At 59.5% G+C, this 26,680-nt stretch carries 28 protein-coding genes; 16 read left to right on the top strand and 12 right to left on the bottom strand.

Translation table 11 applies throughout. The features are described 5' to 3' along the window. Positions 1-6 precede the first annotated feature (6 nt). The 6 genes from ACYZT4_RS13635 to ACYZT4_RS13610 form a co-directional block, all read right to left on the bottom strand. Entirely contained in the window at positions 7-1,347 is a 1,341-nt protein-coding gene (locus ACYZT4_RS13635; protein WP_461980358.1) for a sensor histidine kinase, read from the bottom strand. Between the two features lie 184 nt (positions 1,348-1,531). Further along, complete coding sequence (locus ACYZT4_RS13630) at positions 1,532-1,993, bottom strand: LTXXQ domain protein (protein WP_461980356.1); 462 nt, start codon at positions 1,991-1,993, stop codon at positions 1,532-1,534. A 133-nt stretch (positions 1,994-2,126) separates the two neighbouring features. Continuing rightward, positions 2,127-2,804 carry a response regulator transcription factor gene (locus ACYZT4_RS13625; protein ID WP_150637657.1) on the bottom strand — a complete coding sequence of 226 codons (678 nt, stop codon included), beginning with the start codon at positions 2,802-2,804 and terminating at the stop codon, positions 2,127-2,129. Positions 2,805-2,811: 7 nt separating this feature from the next. Next, positions 2,812-3,210: a translation initiation factor 2 gene (locus ACYZT4_RS13620; protein WP_461980354.1), complete on the bottom strand. Its 399-nt coding sequence runs from the start codon at positions 3,208-3,210 to the stop codon at positions 2,812-2,814. A 109-nt stretch (positions 3,211-3,319) separates the two neighbouring features. Continuing rightward, complete coding sequence (locus ACYZT4_RS13615; RefSeq protein WP_461988491.1) at positions 3,320-3,619, bottom strand: YciI family protein; 300 nt, start codon at positions 3,617-3,619, stop codon at positions 3,320-3,322. Between the two features lies 1 nt (position 3,620). Continuing rightward, positions 3,621-4,217, bottom strand: coding sequence for a septation protein A (locus ACYZT4_RS13610; protein ID WP_461988488.1), 597 nt, complete (start codon positions 4,215-4,217; stop codon positions 3,621-3,623). A gap of 87 nt (positions 4,218-4,304) precedes the next feature. Here ACYZT4_RS13610 and ACYZT4_RS13605 point away from each other — a divergent pair, with 87 nt between their 5' ends. The 9 genes from ACYZT4_RS13605 to arfB all read left to right on the top strand — a co-directional run bounded on the left by ACYZT4_RS13605 (position 4,305) and on the right by arfB (position 13,466). After that, positions 4,305-5,168, top strand: a complete 864-nt coding sequence (locus ACYZT4_RS13605; protein ID WP_461988486.1) for a PHP domain-containing protein — start codon at positions 4,305-4,307, stop codon at positions 5,166-5,168. Positions 5,169-5,181: 13 nt separating this feature from the next. After that, positions 5,182-5,811, top strand: coding sequence for an L-threonylcarbamoyladenylate synthase (locus ACYZT4_RS13600; RefSeq protein ID WP_461988484.1), 630 nt, complete (start codon positions 5,182-5,184; stop codon positions 5,809-5,811). Between the two features lie 147 nt (positions 5,812-5,958). Beyond that, on the top strand, positions 5,959-6,657 hold the full coding sequence (locus ACYZT4_RS13595) for a segregation and condensation protein A (protein WP_461988683.1): 699 nt from the start codon (positions 5,959-5,961) through the stop codon (positions 6,655-6,657). A gap of 11 nt (positions 6,658-6,668) precedes the next feature. Next, positions 6,669-7,622: an SMC-Scp complex subunit ScpB gene (scpB, locus tag ACYZT4_RS13590; protein ID WP_461988482.1), complete on the top strand. Its 954-nt coding sequence runs from the start codon at positions 6,669-6,671 to the stop codon at positions 7,620-7,622. A 221-nt stretch (positions 7,623-7,843) separates the two neighbouring features. After that, complete coding sequence (rluB, locus tag ACYZT4_RS13585) at positions 7,844-9,124, top strand: 23S rRNA pseudouridine(2605) synthase RluB (protein WP_461988480.1); 1,281 nt, start codon at positions 7,844-7,846, stop codon at positions 9,122-9,124. A 332-nt stretch (positions 9,125-9,456) separates the two neighbouring features. Further along, positions 9,457-10,872: an amino acid permease gene (locus ACYZT4_RS13580; RefSeq protein WP_461988478.1), complete on the top strand. Its 1,416-nt coding sequence runs from the start codon at positions 9,457-9,459 to the stop codon at positions 10,870-10,872. 230 nt (positions 10,873-11,102) lie between these two features. Beyond that, positions 11,103-11,603: an Hcp family type VI secretion system effector gene (locus tag ACYZT4_RS13575; RefSeq protein WP_461988476.1), complete on the top strand. Its 501-nt coding sequence runs from the start codon at positions 11,103-11,105 to the stop codon at positions 11,601-11,603. Beyond that, on the top strand, positions 11,596-12,285 hold the full coding sequence (locus tag ACYZT4_RS13570; RefSeq protein WP_461988474.1) for a DUF4225 domain-containing protein: 690 nt from the start codon (positions 11,596-11,598) through the stop codon (positions 12,283-12,285). Before ACYZT4_RS13575 ends, ACYZT4_RS13570 begins: the two co-directional genes overlap by 8 nt. 767 nt (positions 12,286-13,052) lie before the next feature. Beyond that, positions 13,053-13,466, top strand: a complete 414-nt coding sequence (gene arfB / locus ACYZT4_RS13565) for an alternative ribosome rescue aminoacyl-tRNA hydrolase ArfB (protein WP_461988472.1) — start codon at positions 13,053-13,055, stop codon at positions 13,464-13,466. Here arfB and ACYZT4_RS13560 read toward each other — a convergent pair. From ACYZT4_RS13560 to phhA, 6 genes are all read right to left on the bottom strand, one after another. Beyond that, the gene (locus ACYZT4_RS13560; protein WP_461988470.1) at positions 13,463-14,677 is read right to left on the bottom strand and encodes an MFS transporter; all 1,215 of its coding nucleotides are present in this window, start codon (positions 14,675-14,677) and stop codon (positions 13,463-13,465) included. The genes arfB and ACYZT4_RS13560 overlap by 4 nt on opposite strands. Positions 14,678-14,781: 104 nt before the next feature. Then, entirely contained in the window at positions 14,782-14,967 is a 186-nt protein-coding gene (locus ACYZT4_RS13555) for a hypothetical protein (RefSeq protein ID WP_461988468.1), read from the bottom strand. Positions 14,968-15,042: 75 nt separating this feature from the next. Then, positions 15,043-15,174 carry a hypothetical protein gene (locus ACYZT4_RS13550; RefSeq protein ID WP_392886382.1) on the bottom strand — a complete coding sequence of 44 codons (132 nt, stop codon included), beginning with the start codon at positions 15,172-15,174 and terminating at the stop codon, positions 15,043-15,045. A gap of 144 nt (positions 15,175-15,318) precedes the next feature. After that, positions 15,319-16,512 carry an amino acid aminotransferase gene (locus ACYZT4_RS13545; RefSeq protein WP_461988466.1) on the bottom strand — a complete coding sequence of 398 codons (1,194 nt, stop codon included), beginning with the start codon at positions 16,510-16,512 and terminating at the stop codon, positions 15,319-15,321. Beyond that, on the bottom strand, positions 16,512-16,868 hold the full coding sequence (locus ACYZT4_RS13540) for a 4a-hydroxytetrahydrobiopterin dehydratase (protein ID WP_461988464.1): 357 nt from the start codon (positions 16,866-16,868) through the stop codon (positions 16,512-16,514). The genes ACYZT4_RS13545 and ACYZT4_RS13540 overlap by 1 nt, the downstream gene beginning before the upstream one ends. 104 nt (positions 16,869-16,972) lie before the next feature. Next, on the bottom strand, positions 16,973-17,758 hold the full coding sequence (gene phhA / locus ACYZT4_RS13535) for a phenylalanine 4-monooxygenase (protein ID WP_461988463.1): 786 nt from the start codon (positions 17,756-17,758) through the stop codon (positions 16,973-16,975). Between the two features lie 278 nt (positions 17,759-18,036). Between phhA and ACYZT4_RS13530 the strand changes: the two genes are divergently transcribed. The 7 genes from ACYZT4_RS13530 to flgK all read left to right on the top strand — a co-directional run bounded on the left by ACYZT4_RS13530 (position 18,037) and on the right by flgK (position 26,676). Next, a complete protein-coding gene (locus ACYZT4_RS13530) occupies positions 18,037-19,602 on the top strand; it encodes a sigma-54-dependent transcriptional regulator (protein ID WP_461988461.1) in 1,566 nt (521 codons plus the stop codon). A 236-nt stretch (positions 19,603-19,838) separates the two neighbouring features. Then, a complete protein-coding gene (locus ACYZT4_RS13525; RefSeq protein WP_461988459.1) occupies positions 19,839-20,579 on the top strand; it encodes a flagellar basal body rod protein FlgF in 741 nt (246 codons plus the stop codon). A gap of 45 nt (positions 20,580-20,624) precedes the next feature. After that, positions 20,625-21,410 (top strand): flagellar basal-body rod protein FlgG, encoded by a 786-nt coding sequence (flgG, locus tag ACYZT4_RS13520; protein WP_461988457.1) that lies wholly within the window; start codon positions 20,625-20,627, stop codon positions 21,408-21,410. A 52-nt stretch (positions 21,411-21,462) separates the two neighbouring features. Further along, positions 21,463-22,170: a flagellar basal body L-ring protein FlgH gene (gene flgH, locus ACYZT4_RS13515; protein ID WP_461988455.1), complete on the top strand. Its 708-nt coding sequence runs from the start codon at positions 21,463-21,465 to the stop codon at positions 22,168-22,170. Between the two features lie 27 nt (positions 22,171-22,197). Then, complete coding sequence (locus tag ACYZT4_RS13510; RefSeq protein WP_461988680.1) at positions 22,198-23,286, top strand: flagellar basal body P-ring protein FlgI; 1,089 nt, start codon at positions 22,198-22,200, stop codon at positions 23,284-23,286. 11 nt (positions 23,287-23,297) lie between these two features. Continuing rightward, on the top strand, positions 23,298-24,593 hold the full coding sequence (gene flgJ / locus ACYZT4_RS13505; protein ID WP_461988453.1) for a flagellar assembly peptidoglycan hydrolase FlgJ: 1,296 nt from the start codon (positions 23,298-23,300) through the stop codon (positions 24,591-24,593). Between the two features lie 22 nt (positions 24,594-24,615). Then, positions 24,616-26,676 carry a flagellar hook-associated protein FlgK gene (gene flgK / locus ACYZT4_RS13500; protein WP_461988451.1) on the top strand — a complete coding sequence of 687 codons (2,061 nt, stop codon included), beginning with the start codon at positions 24,616-24,618 and terminating at the stop codon, positions 26,674-26,676. Positions 26,677-26,680: the final 4 nt, after the last annotated feature.

Below are 26,680 nucleotides of genomic sequence, written 5' to 3'. Positions count from 1 at the left end.
CGATCGTCACGGTTGAACCACCGCTCCCGGCACCAACGGTAAATCCAGGCTCGCGATAAACCCGCCCTGCGGATGATTCGCCAACACCAGACTCCCGCCATGCCGCTCCGCCGCACGCCGTGCAATGGCCAATCCCAAGCCATGTCCCGGCGCCGTCTGCCCCGGTGCCCGATAGAACGGTTCACCCAATTGGTTCAGATGCCCGCTGTCCACGCCGGGCCCGTGGTCACGCACACTGACCACTATTCGCTCACCCTGGCGCACGGCCTGCAGTTCAATCGACTGCCCCACCGGGTTAAACCGCTGGGCATTGCGCAGCAGGTTGTCCACGGCGCGCTCGATCATCGTCGGCCAGCCTTTGAGACTGAGCTCAGGTTCGGCGTCGAGGTCAACGGACTGCTCAGGGGAACCCAGTTGTGCATCTTTTTGCAACGTATTGAGCAGCGCATTCAGATCAACCTCCTCAGCGCTGGCGTTGTCTGCATCGACCCGCGCCAGCACGAGGATTTCACTGATCAGCGCTTCGAGTCGGTCACACTCGCGGGTCAGGCGCGGCCAGTATTTTTCCCGTTCCTCGGGGCTGGATCTTTCAGCCAGGGCCAGGGCAATGCGCAAGCGTGCAAGGGGTGAACGCAATTCGTGGGACACATCGCGCAGCAATTGCCGTTGACTGCCGATCAGACTTTGCAGGCGCGCGCCCATGCGGTTGAAGTCATTGGCCAATACGCCGAATTCGTCGCGACGGTTGGCCAGTTTCACCAGGCTGTTTTGTTGATAGGTGGTCTGCCCCAGGTCATGCACCGCACCGCGCAAACGGTTCAGTGGCCGGGTGATCGACAGGGTCACGAACAGGCTGAACAGCGTCAGCACTACCAGTGCGATACCCAGCGCACTCAGCGGCCAGAGCAGGCTTTCGCGGTGCCATGAATCCAGTTCGGGATGTGGAATGCGGTAAATCAGCAGGTAGGTGTCGCCGGTTTTTTCGCTGGTGTATTCAGCGGTCAGGCGACGCCATGGGAGACGACGATCATCGTTGTTCTGCCGCGCTTCGAAGGCTGCCGCACGGCGCGGGAAAGTGCCGCGCACGACTGGGTCGCCGCTCTCGTTGAGCACTTGAACGTCAATGTGATATTGGCGTTTACGTTGTTCGAGGATGTCCTGGGCGGCTTCTTCGCCCTGGGCTTCGTAAGTTTGCGTCCATTCTTCGGCCAGCGTGTTGAGGCCCGGGTGGCGACTGAGAATCCATGCGTCCTGGTTGAGCATGTGCCCAAGCAAAATGGACAGCCCTGCAACCAAAGCGATGGCCAGCCAGAAGCTGGCCAGGATACGCCAGAACAATGAGCGCACAGAAAATCCTCAAGAAACACAAATCCCCTGTATGAGCGAGCCTGCTCGCGAAAAACGCATAGACGACGCGGGGCGCCTGATGCCTCGCCTTACCATTGACGTTTTTCGCGAGCAGGCTCGCTCTACAGTGAATCGGGGGTGTCCGACCCAACGGGGTTCAGCCGTTGGGTCCGGGGTCAGCGCATTATTGCGCTTTTTGCGGTTGCTGCGCTTTCCAGGCCTTGAACTCGGCCCATTCCGCACGACGCTCAGCCTGTTTTTTCTGGATCTCGTCAAATTTCTTCTGTTGATCCGGTTTCAGCACGGCACGCACGTCGGCCTCGGCTTTGTTGTGGTTGGCAGCCATCTCATCTTTCATGGCTTTCTGGTCGGCCGGCGAGAGTTTTTCCAGGTACTTCTCGACCACTTGCTTACGCTCATGCATCTGCTCGCCCATGACCTTGCGGATCTGCTCGCGTTGTTCGCGGCTCAGGTCCAGTTGGCTGTAGGGGCCTTTACCGTGCATGCCTTGCATCTGACCGCCGTGGCGCGAACCGTCCATCGGGCCACCCGTCACCCCACTCATCAGCCCGGCACCTTCAGGCATAGCCATGGCAACAGTCGGCAGGGCGGCAGCGAACATCAGAGCGATAAGAGTCTTGCGCATGGTGAATCTCCTTGTCTCGTTCCCGGTACGTTCCGGATGAGTTCAGATTACGGAGATCAAGGTCAGCGGCGGTCAGCGGAGCGTAAAGCTTGGGTAAAGTCGATTTCCTGTCGACCTTACAATCACCACGCTCCTACAGGCTGTAGTAATAACCGCGGCTGCGCAGGGCGACGATGCGCGGGCGGCCGTCGGGGTGTGGGCCGATTTTCTTGCGCAGGTTGCTGACATGCATGTCGAGGCTGCGGTCATACAGGGTCAGCTTGCGGCCGAGGGCGATCTGCGCCAGTTCCTGCTTGTCCAGCGGTTCGCCCGGTTGCTTGAGCAAGGCTTCGAGCAAACGGCTTTCGGACACGGTGAGGGTGAATTCCTGTTCATCGATGCTGACCACGCCGCGCACCGGGCTGAAACACAGGTCACCCAGTTCGAGCTGACTGGACACCGCCGCAGGATGACTGCGGCGCAATACCGCGCGCAGGCGGGCGGTGAGTTCCCGGGGATCGCACGGTTTGGCCAGGTAATCGTCGGCGCCCAGTTCCAGACCGAGAATGCGGTCCAGCGGTTCACCGCGTGCCGAAAGCATCAGCACCGGCAAATCCGGGTGATCGCTGCGCAATTGCTTGAGCAGTTCCAAACCGCTGCCGTCCGGCAGCATCACGTCCAGCACCACGGCGGCGGGGGAGGTTTCGGCTAAAGCACGGCGGGCGCTCTGGCCGTCGTGGCAGGCACGAACCTGGAAGCCTTCCTGGCTCAGCCAACTGACCAGCAGCTCACACAGCTCCTGATCATCATCAATTAATAACAGCTCGCTCATGACTCACTCAATTTAGCCATTGTCGACGTTTTCGACTTGCACCACTGGCGAAGATACCGCAGAGCAGGGCCAATAGCGCTACTCCGGCGCCGATCACGAACCATTGCTGCTGATCGGTGAGGAAGCGCGGCAGCGGACTGCTCGACTGTGCGTCCTTGAGTTGCAGCTTCAGGCGCTGATTCTCCTGGCGCAACCGGCTCAGCTGTGCGCTCTCGCGTTCGGCATCGGCACTTTGCAGTTGTTTGTTCAATTCTTCCCGTTGCTGCTCGCTGGCCTTCAGGCGCTGCTGCAACTCGGTGATCTGGCCGCCGGCACTCAAGGACAGCGGCGTAGCGCTTTCTTCACCGTGGGCGGGCCCCACGATCGACAACGTGAACAACATCAGACACAACGGACCTTTGCGCATCGGAGCTCCTGATTCCAATCGATTATTGGGCAGGTTGTCGGCAGGCAAACGAGAATAATGAGCGATTGAGAGCGCGATGAACCGAGAAGGTTCATCGCACGGGGGACGTTTACGGCAGGACTTGTTTGAACGGCTTGACTGAAACGCTGGCGTAGACGCCTGCGGCGATATACGGGTCGGCGTCGGCCCAGGCCTGTGCGGCGCTCAGGGAATTGAATTCGGCGACGATCAGGCTGCCGGTGAAACCCGCAGCGCCCGGATCATTGCTGTCGACCGCCGGGTGCGGTCCGGCCAACACGATACGACCTTCGCCCTTGAGTATTTGCAAGCGCTCAAGGTGTGCAGGCCGAGCGGCCAGGCGGGCTTCCAGGGAGTTGGCAACGTCGGTGGCAATGATTGCGTAAAGCATGTCAGTCCTCGGTTTTTGGCGTGGTGGTATCGGTATCGTGCAGGTGGCGTGACAGATAAATGCCCTGGGCAACCAGGAACAGCAAGGTCATGCCCAGGCTGCCGAAGACTTTGAAGTCGACCCAGTAGTCCTGAAACGTGAACGCAACGAACAGGTTGGCGGCGCCGCAGAACAGGAAGAAGGCGATCCAGGCAATGTTCAAGCGCGTCCAGACGGCGTCCGGCAGGGTCAGTGCATGGCCCATGATGCGCTTGATCAACAGTTGCTCACCGATGAAGTGGCTGCCGATGAATGCCAGGGCAAACAGCCAGTTGACCACCGGGGCTTTCCATTTCAGGAACGTTTCGCTGTGGAACGCCAGGGTCAGGCTGCCGAAGACCAGGCAGGCGATGAGGGTTAGCCACTGGCTCTTCTCCAGCTTGCGCTGCTTGATGAAAAGCGTGCCGTAGACCACCAGCGAGCTGATGATCAGCGTCGCGGTGGCGCTGTAGATTCCGCCTACAGTCAGTTGATGACCGCCGATGTCGACGACCCGTGGGTCGATCTTGAACACGATGAAAAACAGCAGGAGCGGGATGAAATCGATGAATTGTTTCACAGTGGCAGCCAGAAGCAGGATGTGGCGGCATAATAACAAACATATGGGCGCGCGATAGCGCCAGCTGATTTGAGGTTACACATCCCCGTGAATGTCGATTTGCACTGCCACAGCACTGCCTCCGATGGCGCTCTTGCGCCTGCTGTCCTGGTGGCGCGTGCGCACGAGAAAGGCGTGCGAGTCCTGGCCTTGACCGATCACGACACCCTCGAAGGCCTCGACGAGGCGCGCAGCGCGGCGACTGCGCTGGGGATGCAACTGGTCAACGGCGTCGAATTGTCCTGCACTTGGGGTGGCGCGACCATTCATGTGCTGGGTTACGGATTTGATGTGAACGCGCCGCCGTTGGTCGAAGCAATCGCTCGATTGCACGATGGCCGCTGGCTACGGTCCGAAGAAATAAGCCGCAAGCTCGCATTGAAAGGCATGCCGAACGCGCTGGAAGGCGCCCGGACGATCCAGCAGGAACTCGGCGACAGCAGCAACGCACCGGCCCGTCCGCATTTCGCCGACTGGATGGTGCGTGAAGGCTTCGTCAAGGATCGCGCTGAAGCGTTCCGAAAATGGCTGGGCGCCGGCAAGCTGGGCGACGTCAAGCAACACTGGCCAACCCTGGAAAACACCGTTGAAACCCTGCGTGCGGCGAAAGCCTGGGTCAGCCTGGCGCATCCCTGGCACTACGATTTCACGCGCAGCAAGCGTCGCCGCCTGATTTCTGACTATATTCAAGCTGGGGGCCACGCTATTGAAGTGGTCAATGGCCATCAGCCCGCCGAGCAAGTGGGCAGCCTGGCGATTCTTGCCCGCGAATTCGGTCTGCTGGTCAGTGCCGGCAGTGATTTTCATGGCCCTGGAGGCTGGTCCGAGATCGGTGAATACCGCCCGCTCCCGGAGGATCTGCCACCACTGTGGTGTCGATTCAAACATGACCCAATTATTGCCGCCGTCTGAACAGGTAGAGAATGTGAGTCAATTTTTCCAGATTCATCCGGAAAACCCGCAGGCGCGCCTGATCAAACAGGCTGTCGAGATCATCCGCAAAGGCGGGGTGGTGATTTATCCCACAGACTCTTCCTACGCGATTGGTTGCCAGATCGGCGACAAGGTTGCCGTGGAACGCGTACGCCGACTGCGCGGCCTGGACGATAAGCACAATTTCGCGCTGATCTGCAGTGACCTGTCGCAGCTCGGCCTGTTCGCCAAGATCGATACCGGCACCTTCCGCCTGCTCAAGGCGCACTTGCCGGGGCCTTACACTTTCATTCTCAATGCCACCCGCGAAGTCCCACGGCTGTTGTTGCACCCGAAAAAACGTACCATCGGCCTGCGGGTGCCGAGTCATCCCATCGCGCTGGCGCTGCTGGAAGAACTCGGCGAGCCGCTGATGAGCGTGACGCTGATCATGCCTGGCGACACCGACCCGATGAGCGATCCCTACGAAATGCGCCAGTTGCTCGAGCATCAGGTTGACCTGATCATCGACGGCGGTTTCGGCGGGATCAAGGCGTCCACGGTGATCAACCTCGCCGACGGCGAGCCGGAAGTGATTCGCGTCGGTTGCGGCGACCCTGCGCCGTTCATGGCCGAGGCGTAGATGTCTGCAGTAGAACCCATTCTCGACAGTCAGGTGGGCAGTCAGGTCGACGGTCAGGCCGGCGCCCAGCAAGAGCTGCCTTTCGCCATGGTCTATGGCCAGGCAGTGCTGGAAATGCCGCTGGACCTGTACATCCCGCCGGATGCGCTGGAAGTTTTCCTTGAGGCGTTCGAAGGACCTCTCGACCTGTTGCTGTATTTGATCCGCAAACAAAACATCAACATCCTCGACATCCCGGTGGCGGAAATCACCCGCCAGTACATGGGCTACGTCGAGTTGATGCAGTCGGTCCGCCTGGAACTGGCCGCCGAGTACCTGGTGATGGCCGCCATGCTGGCCGAGATCAAGTCGCGGATGCTGCTGCCTCGCGCCGAAACCATTGAAGACGAAGAAGACGACCCGCGCGCCGAGCTGATCCGCCGCCTGCAGGAATACGAGCGCTTCAAGGCTGCGGCGGAAGGCATCGATGGCCTGAGTCGCGTCGGTCGTGACGTGGTGGTGCCCAAGCTGGATGCCCCGGAAGCCCGGGCACGCAAGCTGTTGCCGGACGTGAGCCTGGAAGAACTGCTGATGTCCATGGCCGAGGTCCTGCGCCGTGGCGACATGTTCGAAAGTCACCAGGTCAGCCGCGAGGCGCTGTCCACGCGCGAACGCATGAGCGATGTGCTGGAACGGCTCAAGGGCGGCGGTTTTGTACCTTTTGTCGAGCTGTTCACCGCTGAAGAAGGGCGCCTGGGAGTGGTAGTGACCTTTATGGCGATCCTTGAACTGGTCAAGGAATCTTTGGTCGAGCTGGTGCAGAATGAGCCGTTCGCGGCGATCCACGTGCGAGCCCGAGCCGAATAACGAGTTGAATCATGAACCTGACTGAACCCCGCGAGCTGGCGCCACTGCTTGAAGCCTTTCTGTTGGCCTCGGGAAAACCGCAATCGCTTGAACGCCTCTTCGAACTGTTCGAAGAGGGCGAGCGGCCGGAGCCGCCGGTGTTCAAGAAAGCCCTGACGCTTCTCGCCAAGTCGTGCGACGGCCGCGCCTTCGAGCTCAAGGAGGTCGCCTCCGGCTATCGTCTGCAGATCCGCGAAAAGTTCTCGCCGTGGGTCGGGCGCTTGTGGGAAGAGCGGCCACAACGCTATTCGCGGGCCATGCTCGAAACCATGGCGCTGATCGCCTATCGCCAGCCGATTACCCGTGGCGAAATCGAAGACGTGCGCGGTGTTGCGGTCAACAGCAACATCGTTAAGACCCTGCTGGAGCGCGAGTGGATTCGCATCGTCGGGTATCGCGATGTTCCCGGCAAACCGGCGATGTTTGCCACTACCAAGGCATTTCTCGATCACTTCAACCTTAAAAATCTGGACGACCTGCCGCCACTGGCTGAGCTGCGGGAAATGGAAGCCGATCCGGTGCTCGACTTCGACGACGTCCCGGTGCCAGCAGGGTTGCAGGAACTGGCGGATGCCAGCGCCGAGCCGGAAGAACCGAAGGAAGAAACCAGCTTTCACACGCTTTTGCTGGAACTGGATGACATGGAAGAGGGGCTCAAGACCGATTTTGATGACATTTTGCGCGATGGCGAAGTAGGCGATCCGCTGATTGCGACTGAAGTTCAGGTGGAGCCTGAAACCACAATCGAAGAGGCGCTGGAGGAAGAGCTGGAAGATGACGTGCTCGGCGTCGCTGAAGCGCGGATAAAACTCCTGGCCGCCGTCGCCGCCCTCGAACAGCACGAAACCGAACTGACCGACGACGAAGCCGAAGCCCGGGCTCTCGCCGAAGCCATCGAAGCCGAACGCCGCGAGTTCGACGACTGACACACATCTCTTGCCGGCAAGCCGGCTCCTACAAGGGGCATCACCGGTCGGCGGAAAAACAAATAACCTGGGCGCCTTCAGCTAGTCTCTGATGCGCGAACGCTCTCATGAGCGTATGATTCGCGACCCCCAGCGATCCCTTCGCTTGGGACCCAGTTTTACATCGCTTCAGAATGCTCAATTCAGGGCAGCCTGAACAGACCACACCGGGAGGTGCCCAGATGAGTATCAACGACCAGAAAGACGACCAGGAAATCGGCCCAGCAGGCGAAAAACTGCAGAAAGTCCTCGCCCGTATCGGCGTCGGCTCGCGCCGTGACGTGGAAGGCTGGATCAGCCACGGCCGCATCAAGGTCAATGGCAAAGACGCCACCCTTGGCCTGCGCGTCGACCTGCATGACGCCATCACTATCGATGGCAAGGTGATCAAGCGCGAGGAAGCCGCCGAGTCGGTACGCCGCGTGATCATGTACAACAAGCCCGACGGTGAAATCTGCACCCGTGACGACCCTGAAGGCCGTCCGACCGTATTCGACAAGATGCCGCGCCCGAAAGAAGGTCGCTGGATCAACATCGGTCGTCTGGACATCAACACCACCGGCTTGCTGATGTTCACCACCGACGGTGAACTGGCCAACCGCCTGATGCACCCTTCTTACGAAATGGACCGTGAATACGCGGTGCGTGTGCGTGGCGAAGTCGATGACGAGATGATCGAGCGCCTGAAAGCCGGCGTCGTCCTCGAAGACGGTCCGGCCAAGTTTACCGACATCAAGCAAGCGCCCGGCGGTGAAGGCTTCAACCACTGGTACCACTGCGTGGTGATGGAAGGCCGTAACCGTGAGGTTCGTCGTCTGTGGGAATCCCAGGGCCTGGTGGTCAGCCGTCTGAAGCGCGTGCGTTTCGGCCCGGTGTTCCTCAATTCCGACCTGCCGATGGGTCGCTGGCGCGAAATGAGTCAGTACGAAGTCGACATTCTGAGTGCTGAAGTCGGCCTGACTCCGGTGGCCATGCCGCAGATGAACGCCAAGAGCAAAGACAAGCTCGAGCGTATGCAGCGTAAATCGTCGCGTCCGGTCGGCAAGACCGAGCGCGTGCGTACCTTGCGCCCAGCGACTGGCGCTCCGGCTGCCGGCCCGCGTCCTGCCCGTGAGCCGCACCTGGAAGGCGAGCGTCCGTCGCGCAAGCCAGCCGCGCCACGTGCTGATGGCGAGCGCGGTCCACGTACGCCGCGTCCGGCCAACGGTCGCACCGAACGTGGCGAAGGCCGCGGTGCGCCAAGCGGCGGTCGCAGTGATCGGGGTGCTCCTGCCGGTCGTGGAGAATCGGGTCGCGGTACACCGGTGGCGGACCGTCCTTCGGACACCAAGCGCCCGGGCAAGCCAGCGCCGAAACGCCCGGGGATCAAACTGATCGACGGCGACAAGCCATCGGGCAAACGTCGCGGTGCGCCAGCCGGTTCGGGCCAGCGTCCGGGCTTCGGTCGTCGCAAGCCTGAGTAATCAGTAAGCGGCACATGAAAAACGCCAACCTTCGGGTTGGCGTTTTTTTTTGCGCGGCTTTTGCTTTTGAGTGTTCCGACGAAGGCGTCAGTGGGAACACTGCAACCCCGGCCACTGACACGCTGATCCAGCGGTGTCTGGCAGCAGGAGGTTAGCGGTGTACAATGCGCCGCGTTTTACCTGTGACCTCCTGCGCAGCTGCGCAATCCTCAAGGCTACCCGCCTTGTTCACTCCGCCACGTCACGAGCGTGTCGGGTTCGATTTCGTCACAGATAAAAATAAACAGGTGACGCATGACCGTTGCAAATACGCCGAACGTGGGACTTTTTTCATGAGTGGACAAACCTCGCAATCAGGCGAGCTGAAACGCGGCCTGAAAAATCGACATATTCAACTGATCGCCCTCGGTGGCGCGATTGGTACCGGCTTGTTTCTTGGCTCGGCCGGTGTCCTCAAATCCGCTGGCCCGTCGATGATCCTCGGCTACGCCCTGTGCGGTTTCATCGCCTTCATGATCATGCGCCAGCTCGGCGAAATGATCGTCGAAGAGCCGGTGGCCGGCTCCTTCAGCCACTTCGCGCATAAATACTGGGGCGGTTTTGCCGGTTTCCTGTCGGGCTGGAACTGCTGGATCCTGTACATCCTGGTGGGCATGTCGGAGCTGACCGCGGTCGGCAAGTACATCCACTACTGGGCGCCGGACATCCCGGTCTGGGTCTCCGCCGCCGTTTTCTTCGTGCTGATCAACCTGATCAACCTGGCCAACGTCAAAGTCTTCGGTGAGGCTGAGTTCTGGTTCGCGATCATCAAGGTGGTGGCAATCGTCGGCATGATTGCCCTCGGCAGCTATTTGCTGGTCAGCGGCAATGGCGGCCCGCAAGCGTCGGTCACCAACCTGTGGTCCCACGGTGGTTTCTTCCCGAACGGTATCAGCGGTCTGGTGATGGCCATGGCGATCATAATGTTCAGCTTCGGTGGCCTGGAAATGCTCGGCTTCACCGCCGCTGAAGCCGACCAACCGAGAACCGTGATTCCGAAAGCGATCAATCAGGTGATCTACCGCATCCTGATTTTCTACATCGGCGCGTTGGTCATCCTGCTGTCGCTGACACCCTGGGACAGCCTGCTGTCGACGCTGAACGCCTCCGGCGATTCCTACAGCGGCAGCCCGTTCGTGCAGGTGTTCTCGATGCTCGGCAGCAGCACCGCGGCGCACATTCTCAATTTCGTGGTCCTTACCGCGGCGCTGTCGGTCTACAACAGCGGCACCTATTGCAACAGCCGCATGTTGCTGGGCATGGCTGAACAAGGCGATGCGCCGAAAGCCTTGGCCAAGATCGACAAGCGCGGCGTGCCGGTGCGCTCGATCCTGGCGTCGGCGGCGGTGACGTTGATCGCTGTTTTGCTGAATTACCTGATCCCGCAAAACGCCCTGGAACTGTTGATGTCGCTGGTGGTGGCCACGTTGGTGATCAACTGGGCGATGATCAGCTTCTCGCACTTCAAGTTCCGTCAGCACATGGACAAGGCCCGGCAGACGCCGCTGTTCAAGGCGCTGTGGTATCCGTACGGAAACTACATCTGCCTGGCGTTCGTGGTGTTTATCCTTGGCGTGATGTTGCTGATCCCGGGGATCCAGGTTTCGGTGTATGCGATTCCGGTGTGGGTTGCGTTTATGTGGGTGTGTTACGGGATCAAGAACAAGCGGCGTGATGGAGTGGAGATAAGCGGTTCAGTCGTTAAATAGTTGGCAGTGACACACCTCCAGACCCGGCCATGTGCCGGGTTTGTTGTTTGTGAGTGGCTTGTTTGAAGAATTGGTCGAAGTTCCATTCTTACTTGGGCTGTAATTTTTACTACAGCGAACTCTGAAAATGCAGGTAGTCGGGTTCAAGAGGCTCATTTCAGAAACGCCCTACAACCGGCCTTATTATATTTGCTTTAGCGTAATGCTTCGATTCCAAGAGCGCATATCCCATGGCTAGCCACAGTTACATGACCGTCACCGGAAAACGACAAGGCAGGATTTCAGCCGGCTGTTCCGGCCAGAGTTCGATTGGCAATAAATGCCAGTCCGGCCACGAAAACGAAATCATGGTGCTGGCCTATTCCCACGATATGCGGACGGGCAATGGCGGAAACATTGCAGACGGACACGGCACACACAGGCCGGTCATGATCACCAAGGCGATCGATAAATCATCTCCTTTATTAGCGAGCGCGCTTCATGAACGTGAGGAGGTAGAGTGCATTATCAATTTCTTTCGCACTGCCTCCGCAGGCGGGCGAGAGCGATACTATTCAATTCACCTCACGGGCGCGCGTATCGCGCACATCAGCCAGCAAGTTCCTCATGCTATTCATATGAACGACGCCGAGCCGCAAGAACTGGTGTCCATTCGGTATCGCGACATCGCTTGGGCGCATGTTCCCGGAGCCACGAGCGCCTATAGCACTTGGCGCAATGAGGATGAATGAGCCGCCATGCGATATTCATGATGTGACAAGGGCTGCCTCTGATCTTGTGGCGACGGGATGTAATATTGGCATGACTCATCTGTCGGACGGGTTCGCACGGATGCGGTTTAGTACGATTGTTGCGGCGTACGCGAATGAGGTTGTTCAAGCAGTTGAAGCGGGGTTGATTAGCGCGTGGGATGGGGTTCAGGCGATTCAGGGGGAATACGCAGAGTTATCATCGAAGGCGCGATTTTACGTGCAGAATGGTATTAGTGTAGCGGCCGGGGTGATGCAGGTTAGGGCGGGTGTTGCGGTTACTGCAATGTCAGGAGGCTTAGCTGCCGTACCCGGCACTTTTTTGATCGCCCACGGTACAAATAATATCTATGAAGGATTGGGTAATTTTTATAGTGGTCCTAATGCGCAAGCGACCGTTGGGCCGGTGCGTCATATTTACCAGACTCTACTAAGAGATGAGTATCGAGGTAATATGTATTATTACTCAATAGATTTGTTGATCTCAGGGTATGGATTGGTCAGAAACGTTCAAAAGCCTGGGTCATTTGAGCTATTTAGGTATGATCCTGTTACTCGAGAAAAAGCTTATCGACAGGCGGGAAAGTTATCTCTAGTGCTGGAAGCCTTGGTTGATTTTTTTACTTTGGATTCAATGCGTCTAGAAGAATCTCGAAGGCAATGAGTAGTGGGTGGTTTATCAGGTTAGTCCCCGAAGTCTCGGGATGTAGAAGCACAAGCCAAAAAAAACGATGGTTGCGTAGGTAGCCAGGAGCATTACGTAAAACGGTTTCCCCTCCAGTGGAATGAATTCAGTTATACAAAAAATAATGATTGCCGCTGGTAGTCCGGAGGAGCCCATTACTAAGAGGGTTACGGCTAAATAATAACGAATATTTTCCAGTGTCATGATGGTTGTTTTCTCAAGTATTTGCTTTTACTTGGCTCGGTCATCAAATGGTAAAACATGTTTCGGGCAGGCGCAAGGCTCAGCGGGGGGGTGTCATTAATTAGTCTAAAGTGTATTGTTTAACGTGCTCTCTGTCGTCCATGAGTATCAAAAAACTAAATTAGCCGTTGGTAGCAATAGTTGGTGGGCGATGTGCATCTTACTTGTGGGTAAAAAACGCTGTGGAAATTTAACGTGCTCGAAAACATGCGCTACTATCTTTCCGTCACTTGCCTGCTCCTAGGCACCTGTGGTTTGCCGACCGGTGCAATATTCAGGTGCATAACCGAAGTCGTGCCGCTGGCAGGGCGCAGTTTGAACATTGCCTATTTGATAACGTACGTGACCCTGGTGTTTTTTGGTTTGCGCTTTTACCTTCCGAGGCTACGTGGCCATGCATAAGTCTGACGAGGGCTACTGATCTTGCTGGGAGCGGTCCATTCACCTGCTGCCCCACCGACATTCACGCTATCCTGAGCGCCCCCGACCGCGGACGCTTTTCCATGCTGGTGATTTCCAACAACGTGCATCTGCCGGATGCCGAGATCGAATTGACGGCCATTCGCGCCCAGGGCGCCGGTGGGCAGAACGTCAACAAGGTCTCCAGCGCCATGCACCTGCGATTCGACATTCCCGCGTCGTCCTTGCCGGAGTTTTACAAGGAACGGTTGCTTGCGCTGCGCGACAGTCGCATCACCAGCGAAGGGGTGTTGATTATCAAGGCCCAGCAATACCGCACGCAGGAGGCCAATCGCGCTGATGCGCTGGAGCGGCTGACCGAGTTGATCCTCAGCGCCACCAAGGTCGAAAAGAAACGTCGTCCGACCAAGCCCACCCTCGGCTCGAAGACGCGCCGGCTCGAGTCCAAGACCAAGCGCGGCAGCATCAAGGCCGGTCGGGGCAAGGTCGATTTCTAGCGGGCTTCCCTCTCTTCTCGGTACTTTTCATCAAGGTGCCTGGGCGCTTGCCGGTACAGATAAACGCTCAGTGCCACGCCACTCAGCGCGGCGAGGGCTGCGAACAGAAAGATCGAAGCAAAACCAAAACCCGCCGCGATCGCACCCGCCACCGGTCCGGTGATCCCCAGCGACAAATCGATGAACAGCGAATAAGCCCCGACCGCCGCGCCACGGCTGGAGGCGGGCACGAGGTTGACTGCTTCCACGCCCAGCGCCGGGAACACCAGCGAGAATCCGAATCCGCTCAAGGCTGCACCCGCTAATGCCCAGTGAGCATCCGGCGCGAGCCACAGCATCAACAGCCCCAGGGTTTCCACCGACAGGCAAGCGATCGCCACGCGAAAACCACCGAGACGGTTGATCAGGTTACCGAACAGCAGTCGAGCGCCGATGAAGCTCGCGCCGAACAGGCTCAGGCACAGCACCGCGTTGTCCCAGTGTTGCGTGGCGTAATACAGGGTAATGAACGTGGCGATGGTGCCGAAGCCAATCGAACCCAATGCCAGCCCGCAACCGTGAGGCAGCACTCGGCCCAGCACATGCATGAACGGCAAACGTTCACCGACCACAATCGGTGCGGCGGTCTTCGGCCAGGCCAGAGCCAGGCCCAACACCGCCAACAGCACGATGCTGACGCCCATGCTCCACAATCCGAAATGACTGACCAGCAACACGCCCAATGGTGCACCGACCGCCAGCGCGCCATAACTGGCGATGCCGTTCCACGAGATGACTTTGGCGGTATTGGCCGCGCCGACCCGGCCGATGCCCCAGCCGATCGAACCCGAGCCCACCAGGCTTTCCGCGCTGCCGAGCACCAGCCGGCCGATCAACAGGCTGATCAGGCTCAACATCGGCAAGCTCTGGGTCCAGGCCGAAATCAGCATGAACACGCCGCTCAAACCACAGCCAGCCAGGCCATACATCACCGCCAGTTTGCTGCCTTTGTTGTCGATGATTTTCCCGGCGTACGGGCGGCTGAGCAGGGTGGCCAGATATTGCACGCTGATCACCAGTCCTGCGATCACCGCGCCAAAACCCAGTTCGCTGTGCACGTAGCCCGGCAGCACGGCCAGGGGAATGCCGATATTCAGATAACCGATGAAGGTGAAGAGGACGATGGAAACAACTTGCAGCGTAACCGCCAGGGGGCGCTGGTTTTCAGACATGGGTAAAGGTCCACGGGAAAGCGGGGTAGATAGGCTGCTTATGATAGCGGTGCGAGCGGACGCGGGGCGTGGAAAAGTCACACTAACTGCCGGGCGGGGGGGATTCAGGGTTTGACGGGGGCGACCAGTTGTGTCGTGACCAGGGCGGCTAATGCGTTTTCTTCGGTGCCGAATCGGGCGAGCAGGGCTGCTTGTTTCTCGGGCGAGAGGCGATTCCAGATATCGATCATTTTTTCGGCGGTGCCGATCAGGACGCTCGCCTGCTCGTCTTCATTGAAAGAGTCGGACATGGTGGAAGGCTCAGGTTCAGGCGGTGTGGAAAGCGCATGGTAGCGCTTTCCACACGGTCTGGCATTGCGGGTGTTTCAGTCTTCGCTGTCAGCCTTGCGACTGTCAGTGGCTTCTTTCGGCTCGGGCTGTTGGGCGCCGGCTTGTTGCGGGGGTGTCTGCTCAGTTTCGTGCAGGCTTGGGAAGGGGAGATTAGGGATCTCGTGCATGTTCGCGCTCCTCGCAAAGTCTGTTGATAGATCTGGTAGATCCGCGCTTTTACAAAGCCTGGGCAGGATACAGCAGGAGAAATGACAAATAGACTTTTATCTGGGAATTCTGCGACCAATGGCCGCAGGTGCTACAGGGGGGAGTTATTTGCAGACTTCAGCGATGGCTTCGGCCAGCAGGTCGAGGCGCGTGGCGTCGATCCCCGCGACGTTCGCCCGGCCGGTACCGACCATGTAAACGCTGTGATGATCACGCAGCTGCTTAACCTGATCAGGCGTCAACCCGGTGTAGGAGAACATCCCGCGCTGTACGCCGATATGCGCAAAACGCTCGCGCAGACCGTGAGGCTCCAGCGCTTCGACCAGACCGCTGCGCAGTTGCGCGATGCGCAAACGCATGGCTTCGACTTCGTCGGCCCAGAGGTTTTTCAGTTCCGGGTCACCCAGAATCGTCGCTACCACCGCCGCGCCATGATCCGGCGGCGTCGACCACAGGTTACGGGCGATGTTGGCCAGTTGGCTGCGGATATCCACCAGTTTTTCCGGCGTCTTCGCGCAGACAATCAGCGCGCCGGTGCGATCGCGGTACAGACCAAAGTTCTTCGAGCAGGAACTGGTGATCAGCACTTCCGGCAACTCAGCGGCGAACAGCCGGGTCGACCAGGCGTCCTGCTCCAGGCCATCACCGAAACCCTGATAAGCAAAGTCGATCAGGGGTACCAGATGACGACTGCGCACCACGTCCAGCACGCGACGCCAATCGTCATGGGCCAGGTCGAAACCGGTCGGGTTGTGGCAGCAGGCGTGCAGCAACACCACATCGCCCTCTGGCGCATGACTGAGTGCTGCCAGCATCGCTTCGACGTCGAGCCGGTTGTCGGCGCCGACGTATGGGTAGTGATTAACCTTGACCCCGGCGGCGGCGAAAATGGTTTCGTGAATCGGCCAGGTCGGGTTGCTCAACCACACGCCACGGCCCGGCAGGCATTGGGCGACGAAGTCGGCGCTTAGGCGCAGCGCGCCGGTGCCGCCGGGTGTCTGGGTGGCGCCGGCCCGTTGTTCGGCAATCAATGCAGAATCGGCGCCGAGCACCAATTCATTGATGGCTTTGCCGAACGCTGGGTCGCCGTGCCCGCCGATGTAGGTCTTGGTGGTCTGGCGATCCACCAGGCGCTGCTCGGCGAGCTTCACCGCCTGGGGAATCGGCGTCAGGCCCAGGGCATCTTTATAAACGCCCACGCCAAGGTCGAATTTGCGCGGGTTGTGGTCCTGCGCATAGGCCTCCATCAGGCCCAGGATCGGGTCACCGGGTACTCGACCAATGGCGTCGAAGTGCATTATTTGCGGCCCTCGGCATCTTTGGCTACGTCGTCGGTGCGTGCGGCCATGATGAAATCGTTGCGGTGCAGACCCTTGATGGAGTGGCTCCACCAGGTCACGGTGACTTTGCCCCACTCGGTCAGCAGGCCCGGGTGATGACCTTCAGCCTCGGAGATTTCACCGATGGCATTGGTGAACGCCAGCGCGTGCTTGAAGTTCTTGAACAGGAACACTTTCTCGAGCTGCATGATGCTGTCGCGAACTTCGATGTTCCAGTCGGGGATCTGCTTGATCAGCACCGGCAGTTCTTCGTCGCTGACTTGCGGGGCGCCGGCCTGGCAGGCTTCACAATGGGCTTGGTTCAATGTGGACATGATGTGTTCCTGAAATCGAATGAGTGTAGATCGGCCCTCAGGGCAACCACGCTAAACCAAAGCGTGAGCGCCTGACAGGCACAGTTGAATCTAAAAGCTGCGGATCACGCGGCTTTTGGCGGAAATTTCGGTGCGCGTAAACCCAGCTGCATGCCTTGCTTGACCATGCCCATGATGTCTTCGTGGGCGAGATCGAACAGGCGCTTGAGGTTCGGCAGCACAAAATACAGCGGTTGCAGGATGTCGATGCGATAAGGGGTGCGCATGCACTCCAGCGGATCGAAAGCCTGATGCTCAGGTTCGTCTGACAGGCAGTAAACGGTTTCTTTCGGCGAAGAGAGAATGCCGCCGCCGTAGATGCGCTGGCCTTGCGGTGTATCGACCAGGCCAAACTCTATGGTCATCCAGTACAGGCGCGCCAGATACACGCGTTCTTCTTTCGACGCCTGCAGGCCAAGTTTGCCGTAGGTGTGGGTAAATTCTGCAAACCATGGGTTGGTCAGCAGCGGGCAGTGGCCGAAGATCTCGTGGAAAATGTCCGGCTCTTGCAGGTAATCCAGCTCTTCGCGGGTACGAATAAAGGTCGCCACTGGAAACTGCTTGTTAGCCAGCAATTCGAAAAAGGTCTGGAAAGGAATCAGTGCGGGAACCCGGGCCACTTGCCAGCCGGTGGTACCACCGAGGACCTGGTTGATTTCAGCGAGTTGCGGAATGCGGTCGTGGGGCAGACCGAGTTTTTCGATGCCGTCCAGGTACTCCTGGCACGCACGCCCTTCGATCACCTTAAGCTGGCGAGTGATCAGCGTGTTCCACACCGCGTGTTCTTCGGCGGGGTAGTCGATAAAACCTTGCGCATCGGGCTCACGCGCCACGTAGTGCGTCTGCTTCATGCTGCTCTCCTGCTAGGGGATGTCGTTCTTGTTCTGTCCTGCTATGAGTTAGAAATAACTGAAAGAGTGCGGTGTTGCAGCAGGTGAACCCCGTCCAGCGTAGGAATTTTCAGCAACTTCCGTAAAGTTTTCGTTACAAATTGGCGGTCATAACGCAAGGCATGGGGATTTCTGGTTTGAAATGGCCCACAAGTGTCACGTAATCTTGACGACTAACTTGGTCCCTCGAAGAAAAATCCTCGCCCGGGGCCTCGATCACTCCTGTTTCGGGCCTTTCTATGCGTATCAAAGTCCATTGCCAGAACCGCATCGGCATCCTGCGCGACATTCTCAACCTGCTGGTGGAGTACGGAATCAACGTTGCTCGCGGTGAGGTTGGCGGTGAGCACGGCAACGCGATTTACTTGCATTGCCCGAACCTGATCAACATTCAATTCCAGGCGTTGCGTCCGAAATTCGAGTCGATTGCCGGGGTTTTCGGCGTCAAGCGTGTGGGCCTGATGCCCAGTGAGCGTCGGCATATGGAGCTCAATGCATTGCTCGGCGCGCTGGAGTTTCCGGTGTTGTCGATTGACATGGGCGGTTCGATCGTCGCGGCCAATCGCGCGGCGGCACAGTTGCTTGGCGTGCGCGTCGATGAGGTGCCGGGGATTGCGTTGTCGCGGTATGCCGAGGACTTCGATTTGCCGGAACTGGTGCGCGCCAGCAAGTCGCGGATCAACGGGTTGCGGGTCAAGGTCAAGGGTGACGTGTTCCTCGCCGACATCGCGCCGCTGCAATCGGAGCATGACGACAGCGAAGCCATGGCCGGCGCAGTGCTGACGCTGCACCGTGCGGACCGGGTGGGCGAGCGCATCTACAACGTGCGCAAGCAGGAGTTACGCGGCTTCGACAGCATTTTCCAGAGTTCGAAAGTGATGGCGGCGGTGGTGCGCGAGGCCCGGCGTATGGCTCCGCTGGACGCGCCGCTATTGATAGAAGGCGAAACCGGCACCGGCAAGGAATTGCTGGCACGGGCCTGCCACCTGGCGAGCCCGCGTGGGCAATCGCCGTTGATGGCGCTCAATTGCGCCGGCCTGCCGGAGTCGATGGCCGAGACCGAACTGTTCGGGTATGGCCCGGGCGCATTCGAAGGGGCTCGCGCCGAGGGCAAGCTCGGGCTGCTGGAGTTGACGGCGGGCGGTACGCTGTTTCTCGACGGCGTAGGAGAAATGAGCCCGCGCCTGCAGGTGAAATTGCTGCGCTTCCTGCAGGATGGATGCTTCCGTCGTGTGGGCAGTGATGAAGAGGTTTATCTGGACGTGCGGGTGATCTGTGCGACGCAGGTTGATCTTTCGGAGTTGTGCGCTCGGGGAGAGTTTCGCCAGGATTTGTATCACCGCTTGAACGTGCTGTCGTTGCACATTCCGCCATTGCGCGAGTGCCTCGACGGATTGACGCCGCTGGTGGAGCACTTCCTCGATCAGGCCAGTCGGCAGATCGGTTGTCCGCTGCCGAAACTGGCGCCGGCAGCCGTGGACCGGCTCCGTCACTACCACTGGCCGGGCAACGTTCGGCAACTGGAAAACGTATTGTTCCAGGCGGTTTCGTTGTGCGAGGGCGGGACGGTGAAGGCCGAGCACATTCGCCTGCCGGACTACGGTGTGCGTCAGCCGCTTGGCGATTTCTCGCTGGAAGGCGGGCTGGATGCGATTGTCGGGCGGTTCGAGAAAGCAGTGCTGGAGCGCCTGTATTCCGAGCATCCGAGCAGTCGGCAGCTGGGCAAGCGCCTTGGGGTTTCCCACACGACCATTGCCAACAAGTTGCGTGAGTATGAGATTGGCAAAGACCCCGGAAACGCATAGGCCGCTGTAGCAGCTGCTAAAACGGTTTGCGGTGAGCCTGTCAGGTCGAGGCTTGCCGAAAGCGGCATAACACCGCCGGTTTTTCGTCTTTGATACATTTCCCCATTCCCCTGTAAACCCTCCAAGTCCTTTGTTTGCCGGGCCCGGCGCCGCCAGAAAAAAGTTGGTCTGCAAATTGCTTATCGCTCAGCAGTACAGCGGTGGGCGGCAAACGTCCGGCATGCAGAGGAAAGAGTGTGGACAAGTACCTTTATGTGGCAATGACCGGCGCCAGCCAGAATGCACTGGCGCAGAAGGCTCACGCGAACAACCTGGCGAACATCTCCACCAACGGTTTCCAGAAAGACCTGGAGCAGGCGCGTTCGATGCCGGTGTTCGGCGACGTCTTTCCGGCGCGTGCGTTTGCCATGTCCGAACGTCCGGCTACTGACTTCTCCCCTGGCTCGCTGGTGGAAACCGGTCGCGACCTCGACGTCGCGGTGCAAGGCCCTGGCTGGATCGCCGTGCAGAACCCGGACGGCGGCGAAAGCTACGTGCGCACCGGTAGCCTGAACATTGACGCCCTCGGCGTGTTGCGCGCCGGCAACGGCATGCCGGTGCTGGGCAATGGCGGACCGATCTCCGTGCCGCCCGAGCAGCAAGTCGAAATCGGCGAGGACGGCACCATCAGCATCCGTGCGATGGGCGAAGGTCCTCGCGTGATGGCGGAAGTCGACCGCATCAAGCTGGTCAACCCGGACTTCAAGAACATGACCAAAGGCCTGGACGGTTCCATTCACACCAAGGACGGCCAGCCGGCGCAAGCCGATGGCACCGTCAAACTGGTGTCCGGGTTCGTTGAATCGAGCAACGTCAATGCCGTGGAAGAGATGACCTCGGTGCTGGCCCTGGCCAAGCAATTCGAGCTGCACATCAAGATGATGAACACCGCCAAAGAAGATGACCAGGCCATGGCTCGGGTCTTGCAGATCAGCTAATTATCAGAACGTCGCGCCGTAAAACAGGCGCACGAGGAGAATCGAATGCTTCCGGCTCTATGGGTTGCCAAAACAGGTCTGTCCGCCCAGGACACCAACCTGACGACCATTTCCAACAACCTGGCGAACGTCTCGACCACGGGTTTCAAACGTGACCGCGCCGAGTTCCAGGACTTGCTCTATCAGATCAAACGCCAGCCAGGCGCTCAGTCGACCCAGGACAGCGAATTGCCGTCGGGTCTGCAACTGGGTACCGGTGTGCGCATTGTCGGCACTCAGAAAAACTTCAACGCCGGCAGCCTGCAAACCACCGAGCAGCCACTGGACCTCGCGGTCGACGGTCGCGGTTTCTTCCAGATCCTGCAACCGGACGGCACCACGTCCTACACCCGTGACGGCACGTTCCACCTCGACTCCAACGGTCAGGTCGTGAACGCCAGCGGCTTTGCCCTGGAACCGGCCATTGTGATTCCGAACGATGCCCAGACCTTCACGGTCGGTCGCGACGGCACCGTGTCCATCACCATCACCGGCAACCCGGCGTCCCAGGTGATCGGCAACCTGCAAACCGCCGACTTCATCAACCCCGCCGGCCTGCAAGCCGTGGGTAACAACCTGTTCCTGGAAACCGCAGCCAGCGGTGCACCACAAGTCGGTACGCCAGGCCTGAACGGTTTCGGCACCACGCTGCAGAACACCCTGGAAACGTCCAACGTCAGCACCGTTGAGGAGATGGTCAACATGATCACCACTCAGCGCGCCTACGAGATGAACTCCAAGGTGATCTCCACCGCCGACCAGATGCTCTCGTTCGTAACGCAGAATCTGTAATCAAGTCTATGAGGCGGCCATGAGGCCGCCTGCAATACCGTGAGGTAGGGTCATGAATCGCTTTGTATCTGTTCTGGCGCTTGTTCTGGCAATGGGTGGGGTTACCGCTCTGACGGGTTGCGTCGGTCCGACGCCCAAGCCAAATGACCCTTACTACGCCCCGGTGTTGCCGCGTACGCCGCTGCCGGCTGCCGCGAACAACGGCTCGATCTATCAGGCCGGTTTTGAACAGAACCTGTACAGCGACCGCAAGGCGTTCCGGGTTGGTGACATCATCACCATCACCCTGAACGAGAAGACCCAGGCCAGCAAGAATGCCAACTCCCAGGTCGGCAAGACCAGCAAGGCGAGCATTGGCTTGTCGTCGCTGTTCGGGACGGTGCCGAACACCAACAACCCGCTGGGCAGCGGTGACCTGAGTCTGGACGCCGGCTACAGCGGCGATCGCGCCACCAAGGGCGACAGCAAGGCCGGGCAGGGCAACAGCCTGACCGGTTCGATCACCGTGACCGTTGCTGACGTATTGCCCAATGGCATCATCGCCGTACGCGGCGAGAAGTGGATGACGCTCAACACCGGTGACGAGCTGGTGCGGATTGCCGGCCTGGTCCGGGCCGACGACATCGCCACCGACAACACCGTTTCGTCGACCCGCATCGCCGATGCACGCATCACCTACTCGGGCACCGGTTCGTTTGCCGATGCGAGTCAGCCAGGCTGGTTCGACCGTTTCTTCCTCAGCCCGCTGTTCCCTTTCTAGGTGGCCACGTTGAATTTCAAAAGCCTCATGGTGGCCGCACTTTTGCTGTCTGCGGCCTTCAACGCTCAAGCCGAGCGGCTGAAGGATATCGCCAGTATTTCCGGCGTGCGTTCCAACCAATTGATCGGCTACGGCCTGGTGGTCGGGCTTAACGGCACCGGCGACCAGACAACGCAAACCCCGTTCACCCTGCAGACCTTCAACAACATGCTCTCGCAGTTCGGCATCAAGGTGCCGCCGGGTTCGGGCAACGTGCAGTTGAAGAACGTCGCGGCGGTATCGATCAGTGCTGATTTGCCGGCCTTCGCCAAACCCGGTCAGCAGGTGGACATCACCGTGGCGTCCATCGGTAACTCCAAGAGCCTGCGTGGCGGCACCTTGCTGCTGACGCCGCTCAAGGGTATCGACGGCAACGTGTACGCGGTCGCCCAGGGCAACCTGGTGGTCGGCGGTTTCGATGCCGAAGGTCGCGACGGTTCGAAGATTACGGTTAACGTTCCCTCGGCCGGTCGTATCCCCGGCGGTGCATCGGTGGAACGTTCGGTGCCGAGCGGTTTCAACCAGGGCAACAGCCTGACGCTGAACCTCAACCGTTCCGACTTCACCACCGCCAAACGCATCGTCGACAAGATCAACGACATGCTCGGCCCTGGCGTTGCCCAGGCTATCGACGGTGGTTCGATTCGCGTCAGCGCGCCGCTGGATCCGAGCCAGCGCGTCGACTACCTGTCGATCCTGGAAAACCTTGAAGTCGACCCGGGCCAGGCGGTGGCGAAAGTCATCATCAACTCCCGGACCGGCACCATCGTGATCGGCCAGAACGTCAAGGTGTCCCCGGCCGCCGTGACCCACGGCAGCCTCACCGTGACCATCACCGAAGACCCGATCGTCAGCCAGCCCGGCCCTCTGTCCAATGGTCAGACGGCCGTTGTGCCACGCTCGCGGGTCAACGCCCAGCAAGAAGCCAAGCCTATGTTCAAGTTCGGCCCGGGCACCACCCTCGACGAGATTGTGCGGGCGGTGAACCAGGTCGGCGCGGCGCCGGGTGACTTGATGGCGATCCTCGAAGCACTGAAGCAGGCCGGCGCGTTGCAAGCCGACCTGATCGTGATCTGAGGACAGCGACCATGGATATGCGCAAAGGTCTGGGCGTCGGCAGCAACGATTCGGGTTCCTACTCTGACCTGAACCGGCTGAACCAGCTCAAGGTCGGCGACAAGAACAGCGACGGGAACATGCGCAAGGTTGCGCAGGAGTTCGAGTCGCTGTTCCTCGGTGAAATGCTCAAGTCGATGCGCAAGGCCACCGACACGTTGGGCGAGGATAATCCGCTCAACACGCCGGCAGCCAAGCAGTATCAGGAAATGTACGACCAGCAGCTCGCCGTTTCCATGTCTCGCCAAGGTGGCGGTATTGGCCTCGCGGATGTGCTGATGCGGCAGATGTCGAAGAACAAACCCCTGGCGCCGGGCGAGGCGGAAGCCGCTTCGACAGCCAAGCAAGAGGCTGCGAAAGCCGCCGTGCAAACGCCGATTGCCGCCGGCACGGTCGCCCTCAACGGGCCGTTGTCACGGGTCAACGGCGAACGGCCTTTGTGGGCGTCGCGCTCGGTCCGTTCACCGCAGGCAAACGGTGATGGCACGCACCGCAATGACATGGCGCTGCTCAATCAGAGACGTCTGGCGTTGCCGCCGAAACTGGCCGACCGCTTGCTCGCAGGCCTGGTGCCTTCGGCCACGGCCGCCACGGCAGCCATGACCAAGGTCAACCAGACGCCGTTGCCAGAGCGCACCACGCTGACGGGGTCCGGGCCGTTGTACAACGGTGACTGGCTGCCGACTGCGCAAGCACCGACCGGCGCCGGTCTGCAGATTCATGGTCGCGCCATTGCGCAGATTCCTTTGGCGCCGGCGAAGAAAGCCTTCAGTTCTGCCGATGAATTCGTCAACACCATGCTGCCGATGGCCAAGGAAGCGGCCGCGCGCATCGGCGTCGATCCGCGTTACCTCGTGGCCCAGGCTGCGCTGGAAACCGGTTGGGGCAAATCGGTCATGCGTCAGCAGGATGGCACCAGCAGCCATAACCTGTTCGGCATCAAGGCGAACAGTAGTTGGGAGGGTGGTTCAGCGCGGGCGATCACCAGCGAATTCAGGAATGGCGCGATGGTCAAGGAGACGGCCGAGTTCCGTTCCTACGACTCCTACAAGGACAGCTTCCATGACCTTGTGACTTTGCTGCAATCCAATAATCGCTATCAAGATGTTCTGAAGTCGGCCGATAAACCAGAACAGTTTGTACGCGAGTTGCAAAAGGCCGGTTACGCAACCGACCCGGACTACGCGAGCAAGATTTCGCAGATAGCCAAGCAGATGACGAGTTACCAGAACTACGCTGCGGCGGGCGCTTCCACCACGCCTTTATAGGCACAAGGATTAAGGTCGAACCATGAGTTTGCTCAATATCGGGATGTCGGGTCTGGCCGCTGGCCAATCCTCGTTGATGACCACCGGCAACAACATTGCCAACGTCGACACCGCCGGGTACTCGCGCCAGCAGACAGTGCAAAGCACCAAAGCCTCGCAGCAGTTCGGCAACGTGTTCATTGGCACCGGCACCACGCTGGCCGATGTGCGTCGGGTGTACAACAGCTACCTCGATGCGCAGTTGCAAACCACCACGTCGCTCAACAGCGATTCGGCTGCCTACCTGGGTCAGGTCACGCCGCTGGACACCTTGCTGTCCGACACCGGCACCGGCCTCAACGGCGCGCTGACCAAGTTTTTCGCTTCGGTGCAGAACGTCAACGCCAAGCCGGGTGACGACGCTTCGCGTCAGTTGCTGCTCAGCGACACACAAGCCCTGAGCAACCGTTTCAACTCGATCTCCGCACAGCTGACTCAGCAGAATGCCAACATCAATGGCAACCTGACGAACATGGCGGATCAGGTCAACAAACTGGCCGCGACCGTGGCCCAGTTGAACCAGAAGATCGCCGAGGTCTCCAGCTCCGGCGGCATGCCGAACGAGTTGCTCGACGCGCGTAACGAAACCGTGCGCCAACTGTCGACCTTCACCGGTGCGCAAGTGGTGGAACGTGAAGGCAGTCTCGATATTTACCTGGGCAGCGGTCAGCCGCTGGTCATGGGCAACACCGTCAACAAACTTGAAGTCGCGCCGAGCAAAGACGATCCGGGTCGCCTGTCTCTGCAGCTCAATCGCGGTTCGAGCACCATTGATATCACCTCGATCATGACCGGTGGCGAGATTGGCGGCCTGCTGCGTTATCGCAGCACCGTACTCGATCCGGCCATGAACGAATTGGGCCGTGTCGCCCTGGTCGTCGCCGATCAGATGAACACCCTTCAGGCCCAGGGCATCGACAAGAACGGTGACTTCGGTTCGACCTTGTTCAATAGCATCAACAGTGTCGCCCAGATGTCGCAGCGCAGCGTTGCCACCATCGGCAACAGCACGGGTTCAGGCAACTTCGATGTGAGCATCGAGGATTCCGGCAAGCTGACCCTTAACGATTACAAGGTCACCTTCACCAGCGCCACCAACTACACCGTGCAGCGTCTGCCGGATAACACGTCGATGGGCGCCTTCAGCACCGCGACCACACCGGCGCCGGTCATCGACGGGTTCTCCCTGAAGCTCTCCGGCGGCACTGCCGCTGCCGGCGACACGTTCAAGATCACACCGACCCGCAACGCCGCCGCCAACATCAAGACCGAAATGACCGACTCCAAGCGTCTGGCCATCGCGGCACCGCTGAGCGCAGCCATTGCGCCGGGCGGCAGCGGCACACTGACGATTTCGTCCAGCGGTCAGCCGACCCTGACCTCGCAGTTCGACATCTACGATACCGCCACCACCGCGGCCATTCAGAACGGTCTGAAGAATTCGACCCCGGTCAAAGTGGTCTTCGGTACTGCCGGTGCTGCGACCCAGACTTATCAAATGCTCGATGCCAAGGGCAACGTGCTCAGCAGCGGCAGCATCGTGCCGAATCAGAACAACACCCTCAGCCTGAGCATTCCACTGGTTGACGGCACCGGCGCGCCGATCATGGATCCGGGCCCGCCGGCCGTGCAGCGTACTGTGGCGTTCGACATGACCATCGCAGGTTCGCCGGGTACGGCGACGGCGATCAACGTCTCGCTCGCTCAGCCGGGCACGCTGGACAACCGCAACGGCACGGCCTTGGCCGGCTTGCAGACCAAGCAGACCGTGGACACCGCCTCTGCCAGCAAGGGCATTTCCCTGAGCGACGCTTACGGCAAACTGGTCGAGGGCGTTGGCTCGAAAGCGGCGCAGGGCAAGCTGGATTCGGCCGCGACGTCCTCCATCCTGGCCAACGCCAAAGATGCTCGTGATTCGCTGTCCGGCGTCGACCTCGATGAGGAAACCGGCAACCTGGTCAAGTATCAGCAGTACTACACCGCGTCTTCGCAGATCATCAAGGCTGCGCAGGAAATTTTCAGCACACTGATCAACAGTCTTTAAGGAG

Source organism: Pseudomonas sp. GB2N2 (assembly GCF_054897705.1).
This window is presented reverse-complemented; position numbering and strand designations above follow the sequence as displayed.